Annotated in this window: 20 protein-coding genes and 1 riboswitch; of the genes, 9 read left to right on the top strand and 11 right to left on the bottom strand. The window is 66.9% G+C overall.

Going from position 1 to position 19,312, the window contains the following annotated elements; translation table 11 throughout:
• The first annotated feature begins 24 nt into the window (after positions 1 to 24).
• The 3 genes from ASE48_RS20315 to ASE48_RS20325 all read left to right on the top strand — a co-directional run bounded on the left by ASE48_RS20315 (position 25) and on the right by ASE48_RS20325 (position 3,166).
• A complete protein-coding gene (locus tag ASE48_RS20315; RefSeq protein ID WP_162264251.1) occupies positions 25 to 621 on the top strand; it encodes a GntR family transcriptional regulator in 597 nt (198 codons plus the stop codon).
• Between the two features lie 136 nt (positions 622 to 757).
• Positions 758 to 2,212 carry an MFS transporter gene (locus tag ASE48_RS20320; RefSeq protein ID WP_200962217.1) on the top strand — a complete coding sequence of 485 codons (1,455 nt, stop codon included), beginning with the start codon at positions 758 to 760 and terminating at the stop codon, positions 2,210 to 2,212.
• A 33-nt stretch (positions 2,213 to 2,245) separates the two neighbouring features.
• Positions 2,246 to 3,166 (top strand): ABC transporter substrate-binding protein, encoded by a 921-nt coding sequence (locus tag ASE48_RS20325; protein ID WP_057168925.1) that lies wholly within the window; start codon positions 2,246 to 2,248, stop codon positions 3,164 to 3,166.
• Here the strand turns inward: ASE48_RS20325 and ASE48_RS20330 are convergent.
• Positions 3,138 to 3,824: a GntR family transcriptional regulator gene (locus ASE48_RS20330; protein WP_235571369.1), complete on the bottom strand. Its 687-nt coding sequence runs from the start codon at positions 3,822 to 3,824 to the stop codon at positions 3,138 to 3,140. The genes ASE48_RS20325 and ASE48_RS20330 overlap by 29 nt on opposite strands.
• A 22-nt stretch (positions 3,825 to 3,846) precedes the next feature.
• Between ASE48_RS20330 and ASE48_RS20335 the strand changes: the two genes are divergently transcribed.
• On the top strand, positions 3,847 to 4,278 hold the full coding sequence (locus ASE48_RS20335) for a VOC family protein (RefSeq protein ID WP_057168926.1): 432 nt from the start codon (positions 3,847 to 3,849) through the stop codon (positions 4,276 to 4,278).
• On the opposite strand, the gene fdxA is transcribed toward ASE48_RS20335, so the two are convergent.
• Positions 4,260 to 4,625, bottom strand: coding sequence for a ferredoxin (gene fdxA, locus ASE48_RS20340; RefSeq protein WP_057168927.1), 366 nt, complete (start codon positions 4,623 to 4,625; stop codon positions 4,260 to 4,262). The two genes, ASE48_RS20335 and fdxA, sit on opposite strands and share 19 nt — an antisense overlap.
• Positions 4,626 to 4,701: 76 nt before the next feature.
• Positions 4,702 to 5,946, bottom strand: coding sequence for a sulfotransferase family protein (locus ASE48_RS20345; RefSeq protein ID WP_057168928.1), 1,245 nt, complete (start codon positions 5,944 to 5,946; stop codon positions 4,702 to 4,704).
• Positions 5,947 to 5,974: 28 nt separating this feature from the next.
• Here ASE48_RS20345 and ASE48_RS20350 point away from each other — a divergent pair, with 28 nt between their 5' ends.
• Positions 5,975 to 6,550 (top strand): TetR/AcrR family transcriptional regulator, encoded by a 576-nt coding sequence (locus ASE48_RS20350; protein WP_057168929.1) that lies wholly within the window; start codon positions 5,975 to 5,977, stop codon positions 6,548 to 6,550.
• Entirely contained in the window at positions 6,547 to 7,650 is a 1,104-nt protein-coding gene (locus ASE48_RS20355; protein WP_057168930.1) for a DUF1214 domain-containing protein, read from the top strand. The genes ASE48_RS20350 and ASE48_RS20355 overlap by 4 nt, the downstream gene beginning before the upstream one ends.
• Here ASE48_RS20355 and ASE48_RS20360 read toward each other — a convergent pair.
• From ASE48_RS20360 to ASE48_RS20370, 3 genes are all read right to left on the bottom strand, one after another.
• The gene (locus ASE48_RS20360) at positions 7,622 to 8,998 is read right to left on the bottom strand and encodes an NtaA/DmoA family FMN-dependent monooxygenase (protein WP_057168931.1); all 1,377 of its coding nucleotides are present in this window, start codon (positions 8,996 to 8,998) and stop codon (positions 7,622 to 7,624) included. The two genes, ASE48_RS20355 and ASE48_RS20360, sit on opposite strands and share 29 nt — an antisense overlap.
• A gap of 9 nt (positions 8,999 to 9,007) precedes the next feature.
• On the bottom strand, positions 9,008 to 10,141 hold the full coding sequence (locus ASE48_RS20365; RefSeq protein WP_057168932.1) for an LLM class flavin-dependent oxidoreductase: 1,134 nt from the start codon (positions 10,139 to 10,141) through the stop codon (positions 9,008 to 9,010).
• Positions 10,142 to 10,247: 106 nt separating this feature from the next.
• Positions 10,248 to 10,628, bottom strand: coding sequence for a MerR family transcriptional regulator (locus ASE48_RS20370; protein ID WP_057168933.1), 381 nt, complete (start codon positions 10,626 to 10,628; stop codon positions 10,248 to 10,250).
• A 59-nt stretch (positions 10,629 to 10,687) separates the two neighbouring features.
• Between ASE48_RS20370 and ASE48_RS20375 the strand changes: the two genes are divergently transcribed.
• Together ASE48_RS20375 and ASE48_RS20380 are read left to right on the top strand one after the other, a co-directional pair.
• Complete coding sequence (locus tag ASE48_RS20375; RefSeq protein WP_057168934.1) at positions 10,688 to 11,554, top strand: polysaccharide deacetylase family protein; 867 nt, start codon at positions 10,688 to 10,690, stop codon at positions 11,552 to 11,554.
• Positions 11,548 to 11,627: riboswitch (ZMP/ZTP riboswitch) on the top strand. It overlaps the preceding gene by 7 nt.
• A 20-nt stretch (positions 11,628 to 11,647) precedes the next feature.
• Complete coding sequence (locus ASE48_RS20380) at positions 11,648 to 12,502, top strand: bifunctional 5,10-methylenetetrahydrofolate dehydrogenase/5,10-methenyltetrahydrofolate cyclohydrolase (protein ID WP_057168935.1); 855 nt, start codon at positions 11,648 to 11,650, stop codon at positions 12,500 to 12,502.
• On the opposite strand, the gene ASE48_RS20385 is transcribed toward ASE48_RS20380, so the two are convergent.
• The 5 genes from ASE48_RS20385 to ASE48_RS20405 form a co-directional block, all read right to left on the bottom strand.
• Positions 12,474 to 13,865 (bottom strand): NtaA/DmoA family FMN-dependent monooxygenase, encoded by a 1,392-nt coding sequence (locus ASE48_RS20385; protein WP_057168936.1) that lies wholly within the window; start codon positions 13,863 to 13,865, stop codon positions 12,474 to 12,476. The genes ASE48_RS20380 and ASE48_RS20385 overlap by 29 nt on opposite strands.
• The gene (locus tag ASE48_RS20390; RefSeq protein WP_057168937.1) at positions 13,865 to 14,614 is read right to left on the bottom strand and encodes an SDR family NAD(P)-dependent oxidoreductase; all 750 of its coding nucleotides are present in this window, start codon (positions 14,612 to 14,614) and stop codon (positions 13,865 to 13,867) included. Before ASE48_RS20390 ends, ASE48_RS20385 begins: the two co-directional genes overlap by 1 nt.
• A complete protein-coding gene (locus tag ASE48_RS20395; RefSeq protein ID WP_057168938.1) occupies positions 14,599 to 15,693 on the bottom strand; it encodes an LLM class flavin-dependent oxidoreductase in 1,095 nt (364 codons plus the stop codon). The genes ASE48_RS20390 and ASE48_RS20395 overlap by 16 nt, the downstream gene beginning before the upstream one ends.
• Positions 15,690 to 17,027, bottom strand: coding sequence for an LLM class flavin-dependent oxidoreductase (locus tag ASE48_RS20400; protein ID WP_268766320.1), 1,338 nt, complete (start codon positions 17,025 to 17,027; stop codon positions 15,690 to 15,692). The genes ASE48_RS20395 and ASE48_RS20400 overlap by 4 nt, the downstream gene beginning before the upstream one ends.
• A 118-nt stretch (positions 17,028 to 17,145) precedes the next feature.
• Positions 17,146 to 18,069, bottom strand: coding sequence for a LysR family transcriptional regulator (locus tag ASE48_RS20405; RefSeq protein ID WP_057168939.1), 924 nt, complete (start codon positions 18,067 to 18,069; stop codon positions 17,146 to 17,148).
• A 277-nt stretch (positions 18,070 to 18,346) separates the two neighbouring features.
• Here ASE48_RS20405 and ASE48_RS20410 point away from each other — a divergent pair, with 277 nt between their 5' ends.
• Positions 18,347 to 19,288 carry a TauD/TfdA dioxygenase family protein gene (locus ASE48_RS20410; RefSeq protein WP_057168940.1) on the top strand — a complete coding sequence of 314 codons (942 nt, stop codon included), beginning with the start codon at positions 18,347 to 18,349 and terminating at the stop codon, positions 19,286 to 19,288.
• Positions 19,289 to 19,312: the final 24 nt, after the last annotated feature.

Below are 19,312 nucleotides of genomic sequence, written 5' to 3' on the forward strand. Positions count from 1 at the left end.
CTTATGACAGAGCCGGTGTCCCGAGTGGAATCGACGGGTGACTCGATCGCGCACGCGCTGCGTGAGGACATCTTGGCGGGGCGCTTGGCCGGGGGAGGGCGTCTGGTCGAAGAGGCGATCGCGAAGCAGTTCGGGGTATCGCGGGTGCCGGTGCGCGAGGCGCTGACCCGGCTGCAGTCCGAGGGATTCGTGACGATCGTCCGTTACCGCGGTGCGACGGTCTCGGAGACGCTCGTTCAAGACAGCCGGGAGCTCCTGCAGATCCGCCGAGGTCTGGAGATTCTGGCCGCCCAATTGGCGGCCGCCAACCGTGGCGGCGCGGTCGCCGAGGAACTGACCGCCGTCGCAGAAGAAAACCATCATGACGGCCAGCCACACGGGCGGTCGTTTCACGAACTGGTCGCAGCGGCTTCGGGCAACCGCCAGCTCGAAGAGATGCTCGCCAACGTGAACCGGCGTGTTCAGTGGGGTTTGGGGCACAATCCCGACGCGTCGGTTGGTGACCACCGAGTGCTGGCCCTGGCGATCGTGAATGGCTCATCCGTGCAGGCGGGTTACCTGATGGACGAGCACCTGCAGCGCGACGAGCGGTACTTCGCGGACAAGTTCGGCGACGCCTAACCTCCTAGATTGTATTTCAATCAGTCCCATGTTTTCATGGTCGTAACAGAAAATCCCTGTTGGGAAATGGCCATGTAACAGGTTTCGTATACAACTGACTCCATCGTGTTTCGTTCTCTCACACCTGGAGTCCCCAATGTCCTTCCGTCGCACCGCCACCGTCCCCCCTGAGATCACGCACCCCAGCACTGATCCCGCAGTTTCCACCGGTCTCACCGCCGTCCTGGACCGCATCGGCTTCGGCCGAGTCCAGGCCGCGCTGATCCTGTTGTTGATGGCCGGATTGTTCTTCGATTCGCTGGAGCAGAACTCCACCGGTGCGATGGGGCCCCTACTCAAGGAGTCGTTCGGCATCGGCAACGCAGAGCTGACCATGATCAACACCGCCACCGTGCTGGGCGGCCTTGCGGGCCGCATCATCGGCGGCTACATCGCCGACCGCTGGGGCCGGCGGATGGCGCTCAGCCTGAACCTTTTGGTCTACACCCTCGGTGGACTGATCAGCGCCGCCGCAGTCAATTACGAGATGCTGTTGGCCAGCCGCTTCATCGTCGGCATCGGTCTGGGCGGCGAATTCACCGTCGGCCTGGCGATTCTCGCCGAGATCGTCGCCACCCGGCACCGCGGCACGCTGCTGGCGACACTGAACATTTCCTCCGGCGGCATCGGCAACATCGCCTCCTTCGGCTTCTTCTGGCTGGTGCTCGGACCCCTCAACGGCGCCCTTGGCGGCAACGACAGCGCGTGGCGCTGGACCTACGTCATCCTGGCCGTCCCCGCCGTGCTGGTCGTGTTCTTCCGTCGCTACCTGCCCGAGTCGCCGCGGTTCCTGCTGAGCAAGGGCCGCGTCGAAGACGCCAACAAGAGCCTGACGCGGTTGGCCTCCGGCAGCATCAGGGGCCTGCGCAAGCCCGGCCCGACCCAGCAGTTCGTCACCATCTCCGACATCCCCGTCAAGGTGAAGTCGAGCTATGCCGAGGTGTTCAAGGGCGAAAACCTCAAGCGCACCATCGCCATCGGCTCGGCCTCCTGGATGTCCTTCGGAGCACAGGTCACCCTGCTGTTCCTGATGCCGATCCTGCTGGTCTCCCGCGGCTACTCGCTGTCGGACTCGCTGGCCTTCACCATGATCATGAACATCGGATCGCTGTTCGGCGCCTGCGCCGCGTCCTATCTGGCGGGTAAGGCGCCCCGGCGGCTGACGGTCAGTATCGCCGCCGTCCTGGGCTGCATCTCCGCGATCTGCTTCGCCTCCTTCGCCGACACCACCGCGCTGATCCTGGTGCTGGGCATGATCTTCCAGTTCTTCACCATGATGCTCAACACCATGCTCTCGGTGTGGTCACCGGAACTGTTCCCCACCTCGGTGCGCGCCATGGGCACCTCCGTGGTGAACGGCATCGGCAATGTGGCCGGAGCAGTCATGCCGTTCGCCGCACTGTTCTTCTTCGACCGCTGGGGCGTCGCCGGAGTGTTCGCCATGATCGCCATCATGTACGCCCTGCTGGTGGTCGCCGCCCGCTTCGGCCCGGAGACGTTCGGCAAATCCCTCGAGACCGTTACCGAGAAGCCGGTTCTGGTCAACGCCTGAACCCCCCTCAACCAACCAGTAAGGAATCCGAATATGTTGCAGCTCAATATCTCCGCTACCGCTCACGCTCCCAACTACCTGCCTCAGTACTACGCCGACACCCTCGGGTTGTTCAGCGAACGCGGTCTGCAGGTGAACGCGACGGCCAAGGACCCGTGGACCGGGGTGCTCGACGACCTGGACAGTGGAGCGGCCGACGTCGCCCTCGGTGGGCTGTGGGTGCCGGCGATGTACTGGAACACGCCGCGCGAGCTGACGGTGTTCGCTCAGGTGAACCACCAGTTCCCGAAGGCTCTGGTGACCCGCAGCCCGCGAACGGATTTCGGGTGGTCCGAACTGGTTGGCGCGACCGTCTTGGCACCCGGTATCGGCGGTAGCGCACCGTACGCCTTCACCGCCGGGCTGATCAGGGAGGCCGGCGTGGATCCGGCATCCATCACCTTCCTGCGTGATCTGTCCACCCCGATGTTCATCGAACTCTTCGAAGCGGGCCTTGGTGAGGCGATCGTGCTGGACCTCGTCAACGCCGAGGTGTTGCAGGAGCGGGGGACCGGATACATCGCCGAGGAGTACACCCAGACGGGCGGGCTGGGTCCCAACAGCGTGTACTACTGCCGGACCGACCGGTTCGCCGAACTGACCGATCGGTTGGTGGCGTTCACCGCGGCACTGGAGGAGTCGATGCAACTGATGACATCGGTCGACCTCGCAGACTTGCACCCGCTACTGGAGCAGCACTGGCCGACGACCCCAGCGGTGCCCCTGCGGAAGGCGTGCGCGCGGATGCTGGGTTCGCACACCTGGGACACCACCCGCATCGACCCCGCCGCCACCGAGCGGTGGATGCGGATCCTCCTCGACGAGAACATGATCCGTCAGGCGCCTTCGTTCGACGCACTGGTGGAAACCACGATCGTCGACCGGATCAGCTCCGCGGCAAAGGCGCTCCGCTGACGATGTCGAATGCGTGCCTGCGGTGTGCGGCGAACAGTGCGAGCGCGGAATCAGCGTCGCGGGCGCGCAACGCGCTGACAAGATCGCGGTGTTCGTCGCGCACGTGCTGAACGTAGCCCCGATTGTCGACACCGATGCGGCTGAGCAGAAAGAGCTGCACCTGGGAGCGAATGGCGAACCAAGCGTCCTGAAGGCGCCGGTGCCGGGCTGCCGCGTAGACGGCATCGTGAAAGGCGATATCGCAGCTGACCATGTCATGGTCGTCGCTGACCCGTTGCATCTTCTCGGCAGCGCGCTCGATCGCGGTGATGTCCTCATCCGAAGCGCGGGTGATCAGACTCTGCACGGCGAGCTCCTCGAGTGCCCCACGCAGGCTGTCGATCTCGGCGATATCGTCCGGGGACAGCGAGGTGACCGTGGCACCGCGGTGCCATCCTGTGCGCACCAGACCTTCTCGTTCCAGCCGGATCAGGGCTTCGCGGACAGGTCCTCGACTCACGTCGAGAGCCAACGACAGCTCGACTTCGCGGAGCTGAGTGCCTGGTGCATAACTGCCACTGAAAATTGCCTCACGCACCCGATCGGCGACCTCGTCGGCCAGACCCCGCCTGCGGGCGGGGGCCACCATGCTGCGTTCGGGCATCGCGGCGGCATCCATGTCGCAATGTTAACATTCAGACATGGATGGCAACGGAGACACCCGGGCACGCTTTCACCTCGCCATGCCGGTCGACGATCTGGCCGCGGCTCGCCGGTTCTACGGCGAGGTTCTCGGCCTACCGCAGGGCCGAAGCTCCGACACGTGGGTGGATTGGAACTTTCACGGCCACCAGGTGGTGACACATCTGGCCGCCAGCCGAGCGCAGGACGTCCACAACCCGGTCGATGGCCACGACGTCCCGGTGCCGCACTTCGGCCTGATCCTCAGCATCCCGGAGTTTCACACGTTGGCCGACCGCCTGCGCAGCGCGGGCGTCGCGTTCGTCATCGAGCCGTATGTCCGATTTGCCGGAGAGGTCGGCGAGCAGTGGACGATGTTCCTGCTCGATCCTGCGGGAAATGCTCTGGAATTCAAAGCATTTGCCGACGACTCTCAGATCTTCGCGGCGTGACCCGCGACGTTCCGCGCCGGTATCGCCGCCACCAGCGGAGTGTCGGCGCCGACCCGCCCCAGCGCGTGCGCACCGCCCGGTGACCCCAGCGGCGCATCACGTCCCGGCAAGACGGTCAGGAAGAAGTCCGCATTGTCGGCCAGGTGCGCCAGCTCGTCCTCGGGCAGATCGGTCTCGTACTCGATCGCATCGAGCCGGCACGCGATCCGGCACGCGCCGCAGTCGACGCACTCATTCGGATTGATGTACAGCGAACGCGCGCCCTCGTAAATGCAGTCCGCGGGGCATTCCGCCACACACGACTTGTCCATCACGTCAACGCATGCCGAGCCGATCACGTAGGTCATGAGTCGACAGTAGAAAACCGGACTCCAGCCGCACCGGAGTCCAATGGCACCGCCCCAGAGGACTTTGGTCCTTTTTCTAGCTCAGGAACCGCTTCGAGTACCCGGCGAACCGCGCCCGCAGGTCGTCCTCGTCCAGACCGAACATCTGCGCCGACGTCGCGACCCGGCCCAACCTGCCGCGGCGGTGACCATCGAGGTAGCCGGTGATCGAGCTGCGCACCGGCTCGTCGAACGGCTCGCCGGCCAGCGCGAACAACCTTTCGGCGGTGCCGAGTTCGTCGGCCATGAAATCGTCGAACCGGATGTCGACGGAGCGTTCGACCGGGATGGTGTCGCGTTGGCGCACACACTCGGCGAGCAGCTTCTCCAGCCGGTTCACCCAGCCCGCCGCGGTGCGCGCGACGTCCACCCGGTCGCGGTGCATCCGCTCGCTGTAGGTGATCATCGCGATCATCGACAGCGCCACCGGTACCGGATCGCGGTGGGTGAACGCGACGATCACCCCGGGGAAGACGGCGTCGAGCACCGCGAGCTGGCCGAGGTGCTGAGGCGATTTCAGCACCCAGCGCCGGCCGCCGCGCAGGAACTGCAACGCCTGCAGTTGGGTGCGCAGGTACTCATACGAACTCGTCTGATCCCGCGACCAGTAGTACTGGCTCCACCGCGGCACGTCGGCGAGCGTCTCCATGAGCATCGTGGAGAAATCGTTGGCCAACAGCTGAATCTCTTCGTGCACATGCTCGGTGGTCATCTCGTGCATCAGCGCGAAGTGCGGCATCAGGGTGTCCATCACCTGTACCGCCATGTCCATCCGTGTGACGCGCGGGTCGGGTGACAGGCCCGCTTCGCCCGGTGAGGGAAACGGCTCGACGCCCTCCCAATACGGCAGGCTGCGAAAGGTCGGGGGAGCCGCCAGCAGGTTGTGCAGGTGGGTGGTGCCGGTGCGGGGCAGTCCGGCGATGACGACCGGCGGCAACACCTCGACGTCGCGGATCTCGGGGTGGCGCGCCAGTAGGTCGGTCAGCAACAGCCGGTTCTTGAGCCACTGCACCAGTTGTGCGTGAAAGTTCACCACCCCGGGGGCATGCATGTCGATCTCGCGCAGTTCGGCCACATACCGGTCCAGGCGCTCGCGGTAGTCATCGGGACCGAAGTCGGTGAGGCCGGTGTCGGCTTGGGCGCGGGCGTGCAGCACCGCGGAATCCAGCGGGAAGTCCGGCGCGATGGCGGCCATCATGTCCCGGATCTGTTGAGCCTCAACGCTGTACCGCGGCTCGGCCAGGTCGTCGAGGTGGACGATTCCTGCTGTGGTGTCGGTCACAGCGACTTATGTTACTCTGAGTTTCGTAATGACGACAGAGATCGGGCGCCCCCGAAATCCGCAGATCGACGACGCCGTGCTGCGCGCCACGGTGGAGTTGATCGGTGAGACCCCCTATGCCGAACTCACCGTCGGCGCCATCGCGGCGCGCGCCGGCACCAGTAAGCCGGCGATCTACCGTCGCTGGCCCAGCAAGGCCGCGCTCGTCCACGAGGCGGTGTTCCCGCTCGATGCCGGCACCGAACTACCCGACACCGGAACGTTGTTGGGAGACATCCGGGAAATGGTGCGCCGCACGCTGGCGGTGTTCAGCACCCCCGCCGCCCGCGCGGCGCTGCCCGGACTGGTAGGGGAGATGGCCGCCGACCCCGCCCTGCACACCACCCTGCTGGAACGCTTCGGTGACATCATCGTGCGCGGTCTCGGTGAGTACCTGGCGGCCGCCGTGGCCCGCGGCGAGATGCGCGCCGATGTCACCGCCACCGACCTCGCCGAATCCATTGCCGGCATCACCTTTGTGGCACTGCTCGCCCGCGGTGCCGTCCCCGACGATGCGTGGATCGAACGCACCGCCACCCTGATCGTGAGAGGAATCAGTACATGACACACGAATCGACAACGGCCTGGCGGGAATTGCTCGACACCCTGCGTGACCTGGACCGCTCCTTCCTGCAGGGGGACAAGGCCGTGACCGACGACCGCCACATCGGGGACGGATACCGCATGCTGGCCACCACCCTGGGCGTCGCGCTGGACACCTACCTGTTCGCCGACCCGAGCCGCCCCCAGTGGTTGGAGGTCAACTCGCCGTGGCGTCCGGACCGGCGCTGGGGTGGGGACAACACCGACGCCATCTACTTCATGTGCCCGGTCGACCCGCAGCGGCGCTACCGGATCAGCGGCAATCGTGGTGACAGCGTGTACTTCTCGGTGACCGCCTACAACGAACCCGCCCCCGGCGCGTGGTCGGACCGGATTGTCGCGCTGTTCCGTGATGACGACCTGGACTTCGACGCCGAGGGGAACTTCTCCTTCGAGTTCGGCCCACAACCCGACGCCGCCGTGTTGATGACCCGCGACTACCAGGCCGACCCGCACACCGGCACCGCCGTCGCCTGGAACATCGAGGCCCTCGATGCACCCGACGCCTTCCGACACGGCGACGCCGAGACGGCCTCGGCGCTGCGCGCCAGCGCGGCCTGGATGCGCACCATGTTCGCGATCCTGCCGCTGGCCGTCGGCGCGAAGGTCGCCGACAACCACGAACTCGGTCATGAGACAGCCATGGCGGCCAACGATTTCGCAGCGCCCTACCAGGTGCCGGACGCAAACTTCGGGTGGTCGGCGCGCGATGCCTGCTACGGCTACGGCAGCTTCGATCTCGCCGAGGACGAGGCGCTGGTGATCACCCACCGGCCACCGGCCTGCCGGTTCTGGAACCTGGTGGTGTGGAACCAGTTCATGGCGACGCCGGGCGTGCGCGATGCCCGCAGTTCGCTCAACGGCCACACCGCGGTACCCAATGGCGACGGTTCGGTGACCGTGGTGGTGTCCCGGGGCCTCACCGAGCACCCGAATTCGCTGACAACACTGGACTACCCGCGGGGCAACCTGGCCTTCCGCTGGTTCCTGGCCGACGAGGTGCCCGACCGGCCGCAGGTGCGGCTGGTCAAGGTCACCGACGCGCCGACGGTTGTGGAGTGAGATGCGCGGCCGGCGCCAGACCGAGGTGCTCGCGCAGCGTGGTGCCCGCATAGTCGCTACGGAACACCCCGCGCTCCTGTAGCAACGGCACCACCGAATCGACGAACGGATCGAGTCCGGCCGGGGTGACATGCGGGACCAGGATGAATCCATCACTGGCATCGGCCTGCACCAGCTTGTTGATCTCCTCGGCCACCGTCGCCGGTGACCCGATGAAGTTCTGCCGTCCCGTCACCTCGATGATGAGTTCACGAGTGCTGAGGTTTTCGCCCTCGGCTTTGGCGCGCCACTCGTTGGCGACGGCGATCGGATCGCGGTGCATCCGGACGCTGGCCCGGCCCCGGGCGATGGTGTTCTCACCGACCACCGGGTCGACGGACGGCAACGGGCCGTCCGGGTCGTGGTCGGACAAATCCCGGTTCCACAGCTGCTCCAGGAACTTGATTGCGGTCGCCGGGGACACCTGCGCCAACCGCACCTCGTGGGCGATATCGGCGGCCTCGGAATCGGTGTCGCCGAGTACGAACGTCGCCGCGGGCAGGATCAACAGCTGATCGTGACTGCGGCCGTACGCGGCCAGCCGTCCCTTCACATCGGCGTAGAACGCCTGACCCTCGGCAAGGGTGCCGTGCCGGGAGAAGATCGCATCGGCTGAGCGTGCGGCGAACTCGCGGCCGTGATCGGAGTCGCCGGCCTGGAAGATGACCGGGCGGCCCTGCGGGCTGCGCGGAACATTGAACCGGCCGGAGATGTCGAAATGCTCGTCCCGATAAGAGAATCCGCCGGCGTCGGGGTCTGACAGGAATGTGCCGGTGTCCTTGTCGGCGACGATCTCGTCACCGCGCCACGCGTCGAACAGGGTATGCGCGGCGGCCAGGAAACTCTCGGCACGAGCGTAGCGCTGCTCCTCGGCCAGATACCCACCGCGCCGGAAGTTCTCACCGGTGAAGGCATCCCACGAGGTGACGACGTTCCAGGCGGCGCGCCCCCCGGACAGATGATCCAGCGACGCGAACTGACGTGCCACTTCATAGGGTTCATTGAACGTCGAGTTGATGGTTCCGGTCAGCCCGAGCCGTTCGGTGACGGCGGCCAGCGCTGCGAGCACCGTGAAGGTGTCCGGGCGCCCGACCACGTCGAGGTCATAGATCTGCCCGCCCTGTTCGCGCAGGCGCAGGCCTTCGGCCAGGAACAGGAAATCGAACTTGCCCCGCTCGGCGGTCTGGGCGAAATGGGTGAACGAACCGAAGTCGATGTGGCTGCCCGAGTTCGGATCGCTCCAGACGGTGGTGTTGTTGACACCGGGGAAGTGCGCGGCGAGATGAATCTGCTTGAGCGGCTTGGTCATCTGGATGTCCTAGGAGTGTGCGTACCGGTTGGCGGGGCGGGACAGGCCGAACAGGTCACGCAGAGTGGATCCCTGGTAGCCACTGCGGAACACGCCTCGGCGCTGCAGTTCGGGGACCAGCGCGCCGGTGATCTGGCGCAGATCGTGCGGGATGCTGGCCGGCCGCAAGCGGAATCCGTCCGCACCGGCGGTCTGCCACTGCTGCAGCAGGTCGGCCAGCTGCGCGGGGGTGCCGACGAAAACCTCGGCATCGCTGATGTATTCGCGGCCCAGCAGCTCGTCGAGTTGGGCGCGGTGCGCCGCGGCGGCGGTCGGGGTATCGGCCAGGAACACCACCAGGTCCGGCAAGATCCGCAATGGCGGGGCACCGTCTGTGCGCAGCGCGGCGATGGTCTCGATGATGGTGCCGACCTCGTCGGCGCCGTGCGGGGTGATGAACCCGATATCGGCACTGGAGGCGATCAGCTGATAGGCCGGGTCGCCGTGACCGAGCGCGGCGACCAGCGGCTGGCCCTGCGGCGGTCGCTGCGTGATCGACGGGCCCTTGACCGAGAACCAGCGTCCCTCGAAGTCGATGTAGTGCAGCTTGTCCCGATCGATGAACCGGCCGGTGGCGGCATCGCGGATCTCGGCGTCGTCCTCCCAGCTGTCCCACAGCCGGCGCAGCACCTCGACATAGTCGGCGGCCTCGGCCAGCGCGTCGTCGGCCACCTGGCGCCCGAAGTGGCCCGCGGACTCGGGGTTGGCGGAGATCTGTACCCGCACGCCGGCCCGCCCGGTGCTGACGTAGTCGAGCGTGGCGACGGCCTTGGACAGGTGGAACGGTTCGGTGTGGGTGGTGATGGCGGTGGGGATCAGCCCGATGTGGCGGGTCGTCGGCGCCACCCGTGCTGCGATCTGCACGGCGTCGACGCGGCCGCGGACACGGTCGGTGCGGTGATCGGGCCGCCACGGATGATCCGACTGCAGCGCCAGCCCGTCCTCGATGGTGACGAAGTCCAGCATTCCGCGCTCGGCCTCGACCACCAGCTCGGCCCAGTAGGGCGCGGTCAGCAGGTCGGCGGGTTGGGCGTCGGACTGCCGCCACGACGCCGGGTGCCAGCCGGTGCCGTCCAGGGCGACGCCGAGGTGAAGGTGTGCCACAGATCTTCTCGCTTTCGTGCGCGGTCTCAGGCGACAACGGTCTCCGGCGACGGGTCATTCCACGCTCGCGTCGGGGCCAACACCAGTCTGCGCCGCTGGGCTGCGGTTACAAGGGATCCGCGCACCCTGATTCCGGCTGCACGGCGGCGATCACGCCGTCGAGCACCGCCCGGGACCCGGTGAGTTCACGGATGGCGCGGTCGAGCCGTTCGCGTTCGGAGGTCAGCTCGTCGACCAGCCGGCCGGTGGCGTGCGGGGCGGGCCCGCCGTCGTGATCGCGCATACACGGCAGCAGCCCGACGATGGTCCGGCTGGGCAGCCCGGCGGCGAACAGTTCCTGGATGTGGATCACGCGGTCGACCGCCTGCTCGGCGTAATCACGCTGCCCGCCGGGAGTACGCGACGACACCAGCAGACCCTGCTGCTCGTAGTACCGCAGTGAGCGTTCGCTCACTCCGGTGCGCTGTGCCAGTTCACCGATGCGCATCAGCCCGTTATACCGCAGGAGCTTGACCCTGACATCGGTGTCAGCTCCTACCGTGCGGCATGACCTCGCAACCCAACCCCCCGTTCCACTACAGCCCGATCACCGAACGGCCCCCGCTGAGCTGGCCCGGCGGCGCCCGGGTCGCCGTGTACATCGGCCTCAACGTCGAACACTTCCTGCCGGACCGGCCCTCGACCAGCATCTGGCCCGGCACCGCCGACCTGCAGCCCGACGCGCTGAATTACGGGTGGCGTGACTACGGAGCCCGGGTCGGTATCTGGCGGACCATCGAGAGCCTCGACCGGCACGGTGTGCGGCCCAGCGTGCTGCTCAATTCCGCAGTCATCGAACACCATCCGCAGATCATCGCCGCCGGACGGGAACGTGACTGGGTGTGGTTGGCGCATGGTCGGACCAACTCGATCCTGCACAACGGGTTCGGTGTCGACGAAGAACGCCGGCTGCTCACCGAGATCACCGCCGCCATCGCCGAGGCCACCGGCCGCAGACCGCTGGGCTGGATGGGCCCTGGCCTCACCGAGACCCATCACACCCCGGAGTTGTTGGCCAACCTCGGCTATCGGTACGTGCTCGACTGGACCAATGACGACCAGCCCTACCCGCTGACCGAATACGGGATGCTCAGCGTCCCGTATTCGGTGGAGCTCAACGACCTGCTGCTGTTCGGAAAGGGCTTCACCGGTCCGGAATTCGTGCAGATCGTCATCGACCAGTACGAACAACTGTCCGCGGATGCCGCGAACGGGTCGGGGCGGGTACTGGCCTTGGCGCTGCATCCGTTCGTCATCGGGCAGGCCTTCCGGCACAAGTATTTCGATCAGGTGCTTGCCTATCTGGCATCGCGGCCCGATGTCTGGCTGACAACCAGCGATGACATCGCTGCCGCGTTCTTGGGTACTGTGTGAATCGCGACTGGCGAAGGTGGGACACCACCAGGAAGCACACGTCTCGGAAGCATCGACCGCCTGGGTGCTCCTCATCTGCGAGGAGCACGCACCTTGACTGCGAACATCATCGACGGCGTACGCGTCGCCAACGACATCCTGGCCGACACCCGCCGAAAGGCCGTGGAGTTCGAACACGCCGCAGGCCGAAAGGCCTGTCTGGCAACGGTGCTGGTCGGCGATGACCCGGCGTCGCACACCTACGTGCGGATGAAGATCAACCGCTGCCGCACCACCGGCCTGTATTCCCGCAGTCACCATGTCGACGCCACGGCGAGCACCGCCGACGTCGTCGCGTTGGTCGAACACCTTTCGGCGGACGACACCGTCGATGGCATCCTCGTCCAGCACCCGATGCCCGCCCAGATCGATGAACGCGCGGTGTTCGAGGCGATCGCACCCGGCAAGGACGTCGACGGGGTCACCACGGCGTCCTTCGCGGCCATGGCCCTGGGCGGACACGGATTCCGGTCGTGCACCCCGGCCGGCATCATGCACCTCCTCCACGCGTACGGTGTCGATCCGACCGGGCAGCACGCCGTTGTCGTGGGCCGCAGCCCCATCCTGGGCAAGCCCGTCGGAATGCTGTTGCTGGCCCACAACGCCACCGTCACCTACTGCCATTCGCGCACTGTGGACCTGCCCGGTGTCATCGCCCGCGCCGACATCGTGATCGCGGCGGTCGGGAAGCCCGAGCTCATCAGGGGTGACTGGATCGCACCCGGGGCGGTGGTCATCGACGCCGGGTACAACCCGGGCAATGTCGGTGACGTCGAGTACGCGGCGGCCGCCGAGCGCGCCGGGCTGATCACACCGGTGCCCGGCGGCGTCGGCCCGACCACCATCGCCGTCCTCCTGGAGCAGACCGTCGCGGCTGCCCTCAGCTCGCCGCGGCCGGCGACGGGGTGAACCTGCCTCGCCAGTACCGGGCCGGGTGTCGGTCCGGCAGCGCAGCGCCCGCCCCGAAGATCTTGTCGCGCAGCGTTCCCGGCGCGTACTCGGTCTGGGCCAGTCCGCGGCGCCGCAGTTCGGGCAGCACGTGATCGATGAACTCCTCGAAGCTGCCCGGAGTGGTGATGTAGCGGATGTTGACCCCGTCGACCCCGGCGTCCTGCCACCGCTCGAGCGCATCGGCGATCTGTTCTGGCGTGCCGACGATGCGGGTGGACTCCTGTTGCTGGCGGATCAGATCGGCGATCGTCGGGTTGGTGCCCGGGGGAGCGGCGGCGATGAGCGCCTCGATGGTGCTGCGGGTGCCCTGCACCCCGGCGGCCAGATCGCCGATGGGGGTGTGGTGATCCAGCCCGCCCAGGTCGATCCCGATACCGCCGCTGCGATGCGCGATCAGGCCGTCCACACTCAGGTACTCGTCGAGTTCGGCGGCGCGCGCCCTGGCTTCGGCTTCGGTGGACCCGACGACGAAGGACAGGCCCTGCAGGAACTTGATGTCCCCGCGGCGGCGGCCGGCGGCCACCGCCCGGTCGCGGGTGTCGTCGATCACCACCTTGGCGCCCTTGGGCGACGCCGAGTTGAGGAACACGCCCTCGGCGTGCCGTGCAGCGAATGCCCGCCCGGCCGTTGACGTTCCGGCCTGGAAGATCACCGGGGTGCGCTGCGGCGACGGGAAGCTCAGATGCGGGCCCTCCACGTTGTAGCGGGGACCGGCATGGTGGATCTTGTGCACCTTGTCGGGGTCGGCGTGGATACCGCGTTCCCGGTCCCGCAACAGGGCGCCGTCATCCCAGGAACCCTCCCACAGCTTGTACACCACCTCGGTGTACTCCTCGGCCCATTCGTAGCGCTTGTCGTGTTCCTCGCGCTCGGCGAGCCCGAAGTTGCGGGCCGAGTTCTTCAGCGCGCTCGTGACCACATTCCAGCCGATCCGCCCGCGGGAGGCGTGATCGAGAGTGGAGATCTTGCGCGCGAACGAGAACGGATGATCCTGCAGCACCGAACTGGTGATCACCAGGCCCAGATGCTCGGTGGACAGCGCCAGCGCCGATACGATCGCCGACGGATCATGGTTGGGAATCTGCAGGCCTTCCCGCAAATACGTCTCCCAGCCGCCGCGGTAATCGTCGTAGACGCCCACCACATCGGCGAAGAACACCGAGTCGAACTTGCCGCGCTCGAGCAACTTCACCAGATCCACCCACACCTGCAGTTGATCGAATTCCCCGCTGCGGGTTTCGGGACTGCGCCACAAGCCGTAGGACACGTGGGTGGCGGTGTTCATGGTGAACGCGTTGAGGATCAGGCGGGGACGGGCCATCAGTAGTTCACCGTCCCCAGTAGGCCGCCACCGGCCGCGACGGCGTCCCCGGTGATGGCGACGCTGCGCGGCGAGGCGAGGAACGCGATGACATCGGCGACCTCGGCGGCATCGACCACCCGGCCGATGGCGTTGTTCGCGCTCTCCTTCGTCGGGTTCTTGGTCTCGGTTCGGGTCTGGCCGGGATGCACGACGGTGACGTTCACCCCGTGCGGTCCCAGTTCGTCCGCGAGGTTCTTGGTGAGCGCGGCCACGCTGACATTGCGGATACTGCGCACGATGGAATGCGTCTGCCGGTAACCCAGGCCGCTGACGTTGATGATCCGTCCCCAACCTTGCTGCACCTGATGCGGTGCCACCGCGCGAGCGGCGCGCAGATAACCCACCACCTTGACGTTCACATCGGCCCAGAAGTCCTCGTCACTGGTGCCCGCCAGGTCGGGAAAGCCGGCTCCGACAGCCTGATTCGACGCATTGTTGATAAGGATGTCGACACCACCGAGCTCCTCGACTGCCCGCGCGACGAGCGCCTTGACCGACTCGTCGTCACCGGTGTCGGTCACGACGGGGATGGCGCGGCGGCCGCTGCGCTCGGAGACCTGCGCGGCCGCCTTCTCCAAGGTGTCCTTGGTGCGCGCGGCCAGCACCACGTCCACGCCCTCGGCCGCCAGCGCGTGCGCCACGGCCAGCCCGATTCCCTTGCTGCCGCCCGTGATGATGGCGCGCTTGCCGGTCAGTTGTAGGTCCATCGGATCTCCTTGTCAACAGATTCTCGTAACAGCGGGAGCAACTGGTCTCCCACCCGGCCGACCTCGCTCTTGTACGGGGTGTCGGACAGCACGAAATGGCTGACGCCCAGATCGGCGTAACGCTGCAGGGCGTCGGCCACCTCCTGCGCCGACCCGACCAGCCAGGTGGTGCCCGCGCCGCCACCGCCGTAACGGCCGGGCGTGGTGTAGAGACAGGAGTCCAGCACCTCACCGCGCTCGGCGAGATCGAGCAGCCGTTGTTGTCCCACCGCGGGGCCCTGGTTGCGGCCGTGCAGATCGGGTTTGCCGGCGATTTCGGCGATTTTCGCCTCGGCGTCGTGCCACGCCTGCGCTGAGGTGTCCCGCACCAGGGTGGTGACGCGCAGACCGTACTCCAGCGGCGGGTGCTCGCGACCCAGTCTGTCGGACAACGACGTGAGGCGGTCGATGCGTTCGGCGACCCCGTCGAGCGGTTCGCCCCAGAACAGCTGGACATCGGCCTCGCCGGCCGCGACCTGTTCGGCGGCCGCCGAGGCACCACCGAAGTACAGGCGCGGGTGGCGTCCCAGTTCGGCTCCGAACGTTCGCGGCGCGACGGTCGAATGCTCGACACGGAAGAACTCGCCGGTGACGCTGACATCCTCCTCGTGCCACAGGCGGCGCACGATCTGCAGGAACTCCCGGGTGCGGTCATACCGGCGGGACTTGTCGAACTCGCCGTCACCGTAGGCCGCCAGATCATCGGTGCCGCTGACGATGTTGATGAAGAGCCGGCCGCCGCTGAGCTGATCCAGGGTCGCGGCCGCGCTCGCGAAATGAGCCGGATGCCAGTAGCCGGGCCGCACCGCGACCAGCGGGGTGAACGTCGTGGTGCGCGCCGCCACCGCGGTGGCCAGGGTGAAGGTGTCCGGCCGGCCCCACCCGGTACCGATCAGCGCGCCGCCCCACCCGTGCTGCTCGGCGCGCAACGCCAGATCGACCGTGTAGTCCAGGGTGCCCCAGCCGGCGACGGTGTCATCGCCGCGATGCCCGGGTTCCACGGTGTTCGGGATGTACCAGAGGAACTCGCTGCCACTCACAGGTGCGCCGCGGCCAAGAGGTTGGAGTTCGCCGGCCGCTGCAGTCCGTAGTGTCCGCGCAGTGTCGAGGCCGTGTACTCGGTACGGAACAGGCCCCGCGACCGCAGGATCGGCACCACGTGATCGACGAACGCCGCGAGGCCGGAGGGCAGCAGCGGAGGCATGATGTTGAATCCGTCGGCGACCCCGCCGCGGAACCATTCCTCGATGGTGTCGGCCACCTGTTCGGGGGTGCCGGTGAAGGTGCGGTGGCCACGGCCGCCACCGAGCCGCCCGATCAGCTCCCGCACCGTGAGGTGTTCGCGCCGGGCCAGTTCCACGACCAACGTGTACCGGCTCTTGGCGCCCTCGATGGCGTCCTCGGGCAGTAGTTCGGTGGGCAGCGGCTCGTCGAGCGGAAGCTGCTCCAGCGGTATCCGCAACGTGGTGGCCAGCTGCTGGTGCGCATAGGTGGGCACGATCGCCTCATCGAGCTCGCGGTCCTTGGCGGCGGCCTCGGCCTCGGTGCTGCCGATCACCGGGACAATGCCGGGCAGGATCTTGACGGTGTCCGGGTCGCGGCCGTGTGCGGCGGCGCGCGCCTTGAGGTCGGTGTAGAAGGCACGTGCCTCCTGAGGCGTCTGCTGCGCGGTGAACACCGCCTCGGCATGCCTGGCGGCCAACGTCTTTCCGTCCTCCGACGACCCGGCCTGCACCAGCAGGGGATAACCTTGCGGCGAGCGGGGGATGTTCAGCGCCCCCTGCACCGAGAAGAACTCGCCCCGATGCCCGGCGGGATGGATCTTCGACTGATCGCCCCACTGCCCGGTGGCCTTGTCGGCGACCACGGTGTCGTCCTCCCAGCTGTCCCAGAGCTTGCGCGCGACATGGACGAACTCCTCGGCGCGGGCATAGCGGGACGCGTGGTCGGGCAACTCGTCGAGCCCGAAGTTGCGCGCCGCGTCCACCGTCGCGGTGGTGACGATGTTCCAGCCGGCACGCCCGCCACTGACATGATCGAGCGAGGCGAACCGGCGGGCCAGATTGTAGGGGGAGTTGTAGGACGTCGAGGCGGTGGCGATGAGCCCGATCCGGTCGGTGACCGCCACCAACGCGGTCAACAACGTCAACGGCTCCAGCACGCCGAGCGGACGGCGCCCCACATCCCCGTTCAGTTGCGGGCTGTCGGCCAGGAACAGCGAATCGAAGGTGCCGCGTTCGGCGATCCTGGCGAGTTCGGCGTAGTGCGCCACGTCGGTTGCTGCGAACGGGTTGCTCTCCGGCAGCCGCCAGGAGGCCTCGTGGTGCCCGGTACTCATCAGGAACGCGTTCAGATGGAGCTGACGTTCACCCACGAATATGACCTCCTGCCCGCTGTTTACGAATGACTCACAGCAACGTATCGACTCGCCGACCGAAGATCAGCGCACTTTGGCTACGGGAATGCTGAAGCGCGACTGTGCTTGTCGCGCATCAGGACGCGACATCGAGCTGTTCGGCCGGCAGCGCGTCATCGGCGACCGTGTGCAGGGTCTTCAGGATCAGCGCGACATTGGGGTCGCGCTGCCTGCCCTCGCGCACGATGGCGCTGATCGTGCGACCGCCGACCTGCGTCTCCGGAACGATCAACCCCTGCAATGCCGCGGGCACCGACAGTCGGGGCACGATCGCCGAGGCGATCTCCGTCGCCGCGAGATCACAGATGTTCTGGGCGCCGATCAGCCGGTGCTTGACCTGCGGTGTGAAACCAGCGCTCTCACCGGCACGCATCACCGCCACCCCGAGCCCGGAGTTCTGCGGCCCGGTCACCCAGGGCCCGTTGGCCAATGCCGAGAGCCCGTGCTTGCGGATCCGCAGATGCGAGGACTTCGGTGCCAGCAGCACAAGAGGTTCGTACAACAGTGGTTCGGCCGCCAGCCCTCCGAGTGACTCCTCGCCGACGAAGTCGTACCGGCAGGTCAACGCGATATCAACCTCGCCCTGGCGCAGTAGTCGCAGTGCCGCGGTACTGGTCTCCTGCTGAACCTGGATCCGCAGATCGGGTTCCGCGATGCTGAGTTGGCGCATCATCGGTGCGGCGAGCATCGGCAGGCCCATGTTGAATGTCGCGATGGCAACCTGACCGGAGACCCGGTCGCGCGTCTCGGCCACCGCGCTCATGGCCTCGTCGACGGCCACCAGTACCCGGCGCACGTGTTCGGCGAGCACCTGTCCGCTTCGGGTGAGTCCCAGTGTCCTGCCCTCACGGCGGAACAGCACCGCGCCGGCCTCCTCTTCGAGAACGCGAAGCTGTTGCGAGACAGCCGAGCTGGTGATGCTGCGACGCTCGGCGACCGCGGTCACCGAGCCGAGGTCGGCCAGATCGGACAACAACATCATTCGGCGAAGATCGAGCATCAGAACCCCCTGCGGCGGCTGCCGGGACAATATTTCTCGGGCTGGGAGAGGTGTCAGGGACAACAGTTCACGGTGTCCATGATCGCAGCCGAATCGCCCGGTCAGCGCCCGTCGGGGCGGTGCCGGCCGGACGCAGACCTGTGAACTGGGGTTACGCCGCAACCGTTCCTGGAATCAGTGCAAATGTAAGTCTGGGCATCCGGCCTTAAGCCGAGCTGAATGGTTCCGGTAGCCAAACACGCTTGTTCGACACGCGGCCGAACCCGAAAGTTGAGCCATGACAGACCTCGCCGACAATCGCCTCCTCACCGACACCGGACTGGATATCGAACCACTGGCCGGCTACATCGGCGCCGAGATCCGCGGCGTCGACCTGCGGCACCCGCTGGAACCCGCCGTCGTCGACGAGATCCGCAACGCGCTGCACACCTACAAGGTGATCTTCTTCCGCGACCAGGAGATCGGGCACGCCGAGCAGATCGCCTTCGCGCGCGACTTCGGCAAGGTGACGCCGGCCCATCCGCACGAGGAGGATCCGCCGGAGGGGTTCCCGGAGATCCTGCCGATCGACAGCCGCCGCTACGAGCGCACGCTGGGCCGCAAGCGGACGTCGTATGACAACAGCTGGCACACCGATGTCACCGCGCTGATCAACCCGCCGGCCGCCTCGATCCTGCGAGCACACATCCTGCCGCCCTACGGCGGGGACACCGCATGGACGAACCTCGTTGCGGCGTACGAGAATCTGCCCAAGGATCTGCGCGAGTTCGCAGACAAGCTGGACATCAAGCATCAGTTCAACAGCCGCGCGGCGGCGGGCAGCCAACGCGAGCGCAAGGTGCGCGAGGCCAATCTGGTGTCCTACCATCCGGCGGTCCGGGTGCACCCGGTGACCGGTGAGCGGGCGCTGTTCGTCAGCCCCGGCTTCACCAGGGGCGCACGCAAGATCCGCGGCTACTCGCCGACGCAGAGCGAATCGATCCTGAAACTGCTGTGGGAGGAAGCAACCCGCACCGAGTACACCGTTCGTTTCCGCTGGGCTCCGGGAAGCATCGCGTTCTGGGACAATCGAGCCACCGCCCACCTGGCCATCTCGGATGCCGGCCATCTCGACTACGACCGGGTGCTCTACCGGGTGACCCTCGAGGGTGACGTACCCCGAGGCGTCGACGGCCGCGAATCCGAACCGGTGTCCGGCGAGCCGTTCCACGGGTCCTGACCCGATCCACGACAAGGAGAATCG

Source organism: Mycobacterium sp. Root265 (assembly GCF_001428895.1).
GTDB lineage: Bacteria > Actinomycetota > Actinomycetes > Mycobacteriales > Mycobacteriaceae > Mycobacterium.

Coding starts and splice junctions, on each gene's coding strand:
- ASE48_RS20320 (WP_200962217.1), top strand. CDS start 758: ATGTCCTTCCGTCGCACCGCCACCGTCCCCCCTGAGATCACGCACCCC.
- ASE48_RS20325 (WP_057168925.1), top strand. CDS start 2,246: ATGTTGCAGCTCAATATCTCCGCTACCGCTCACGCTCCCAACTACCTG.
- ASE48_RS20330 (WP_235571369.1), bottom strand. CDS start 3,824: ATGGATGCCGCCGCGATGCCCGAACGCAGCATGGTGGCCCCCGCCCGC.
- ASE48_RS20335 (WP_057168926.1), top strand. CDS start 3,847: ATGGATGGCAACGGAGACACCCGGGCACGCTTTCACCTCGCCATGCCG.
- fdxA (WP_057168927.1), bottom strand. CDS start 4,625: ATGACCTACGTGATCGGCTCGGCATGCGTTGACGTGATGGACAAGTCG.
- ASE48_RS20350 (WP_057168929.1), top strand. CDS start 5,975: ATGACGACAGAGATCGGGCGCCCCCGAAATCCGCAGATCGACGACGCC.
- ASE48_RS20355 (WP_057168930.1), top strand. CDS start 6,547: ATGACACACGAATCGACAACGGCCTGGCGGGAATTGCTCGACACCCTG.
- ASE48_RS20360 (WP_057168931.1), bottom strand. CDS start 8,998: ATGACCAAGCCGCTCAAGCAGATTCATCTCGCCGCGCACTTCCCCGGT.
- ASE48_RS20370 (WP_057168933.1), bottom strand. CDS start 10,628: ATGCGCATCGGTGAACTGGCACAGCGCACCGGAGTGAGCGAACGCTCA.
- ASE48_RS20375 (WP_057168934.1), top strand. CDS start 10,688: ATGACCTCGCAACCCAACCCCCCGTTCCACTACAGCCCGATCACCGAA.
- ASE48_RS20385 (WP_057168936.1), bottom strand. CDS start 13,865: ATGGCCCGTCCCCGCCTGATCCTCAACGCGTTCACCATGAACACCGCC.
- ASE48_RS20390 (WP_057168937.1), bottom strand. CDS start 14,614: ATGGACCTACAACTGACCGGCAAGCGCGCCATCATCACGGGCGGCAGC.
- ASE48_RS20405 (WP_057168939.1), bottom strand. CDS start 18,069: ATGCTCGATCTTCGCCGAATGATGTTGTTGTCCGATCTGGCCGACCTC.
- ASE48_RS20410 (WP_057168940.1), top strand. CDS start 18,347: ATGACAGACCTCGCCGACAATCGCCTCCTCACCGACACCGGACTGGAT.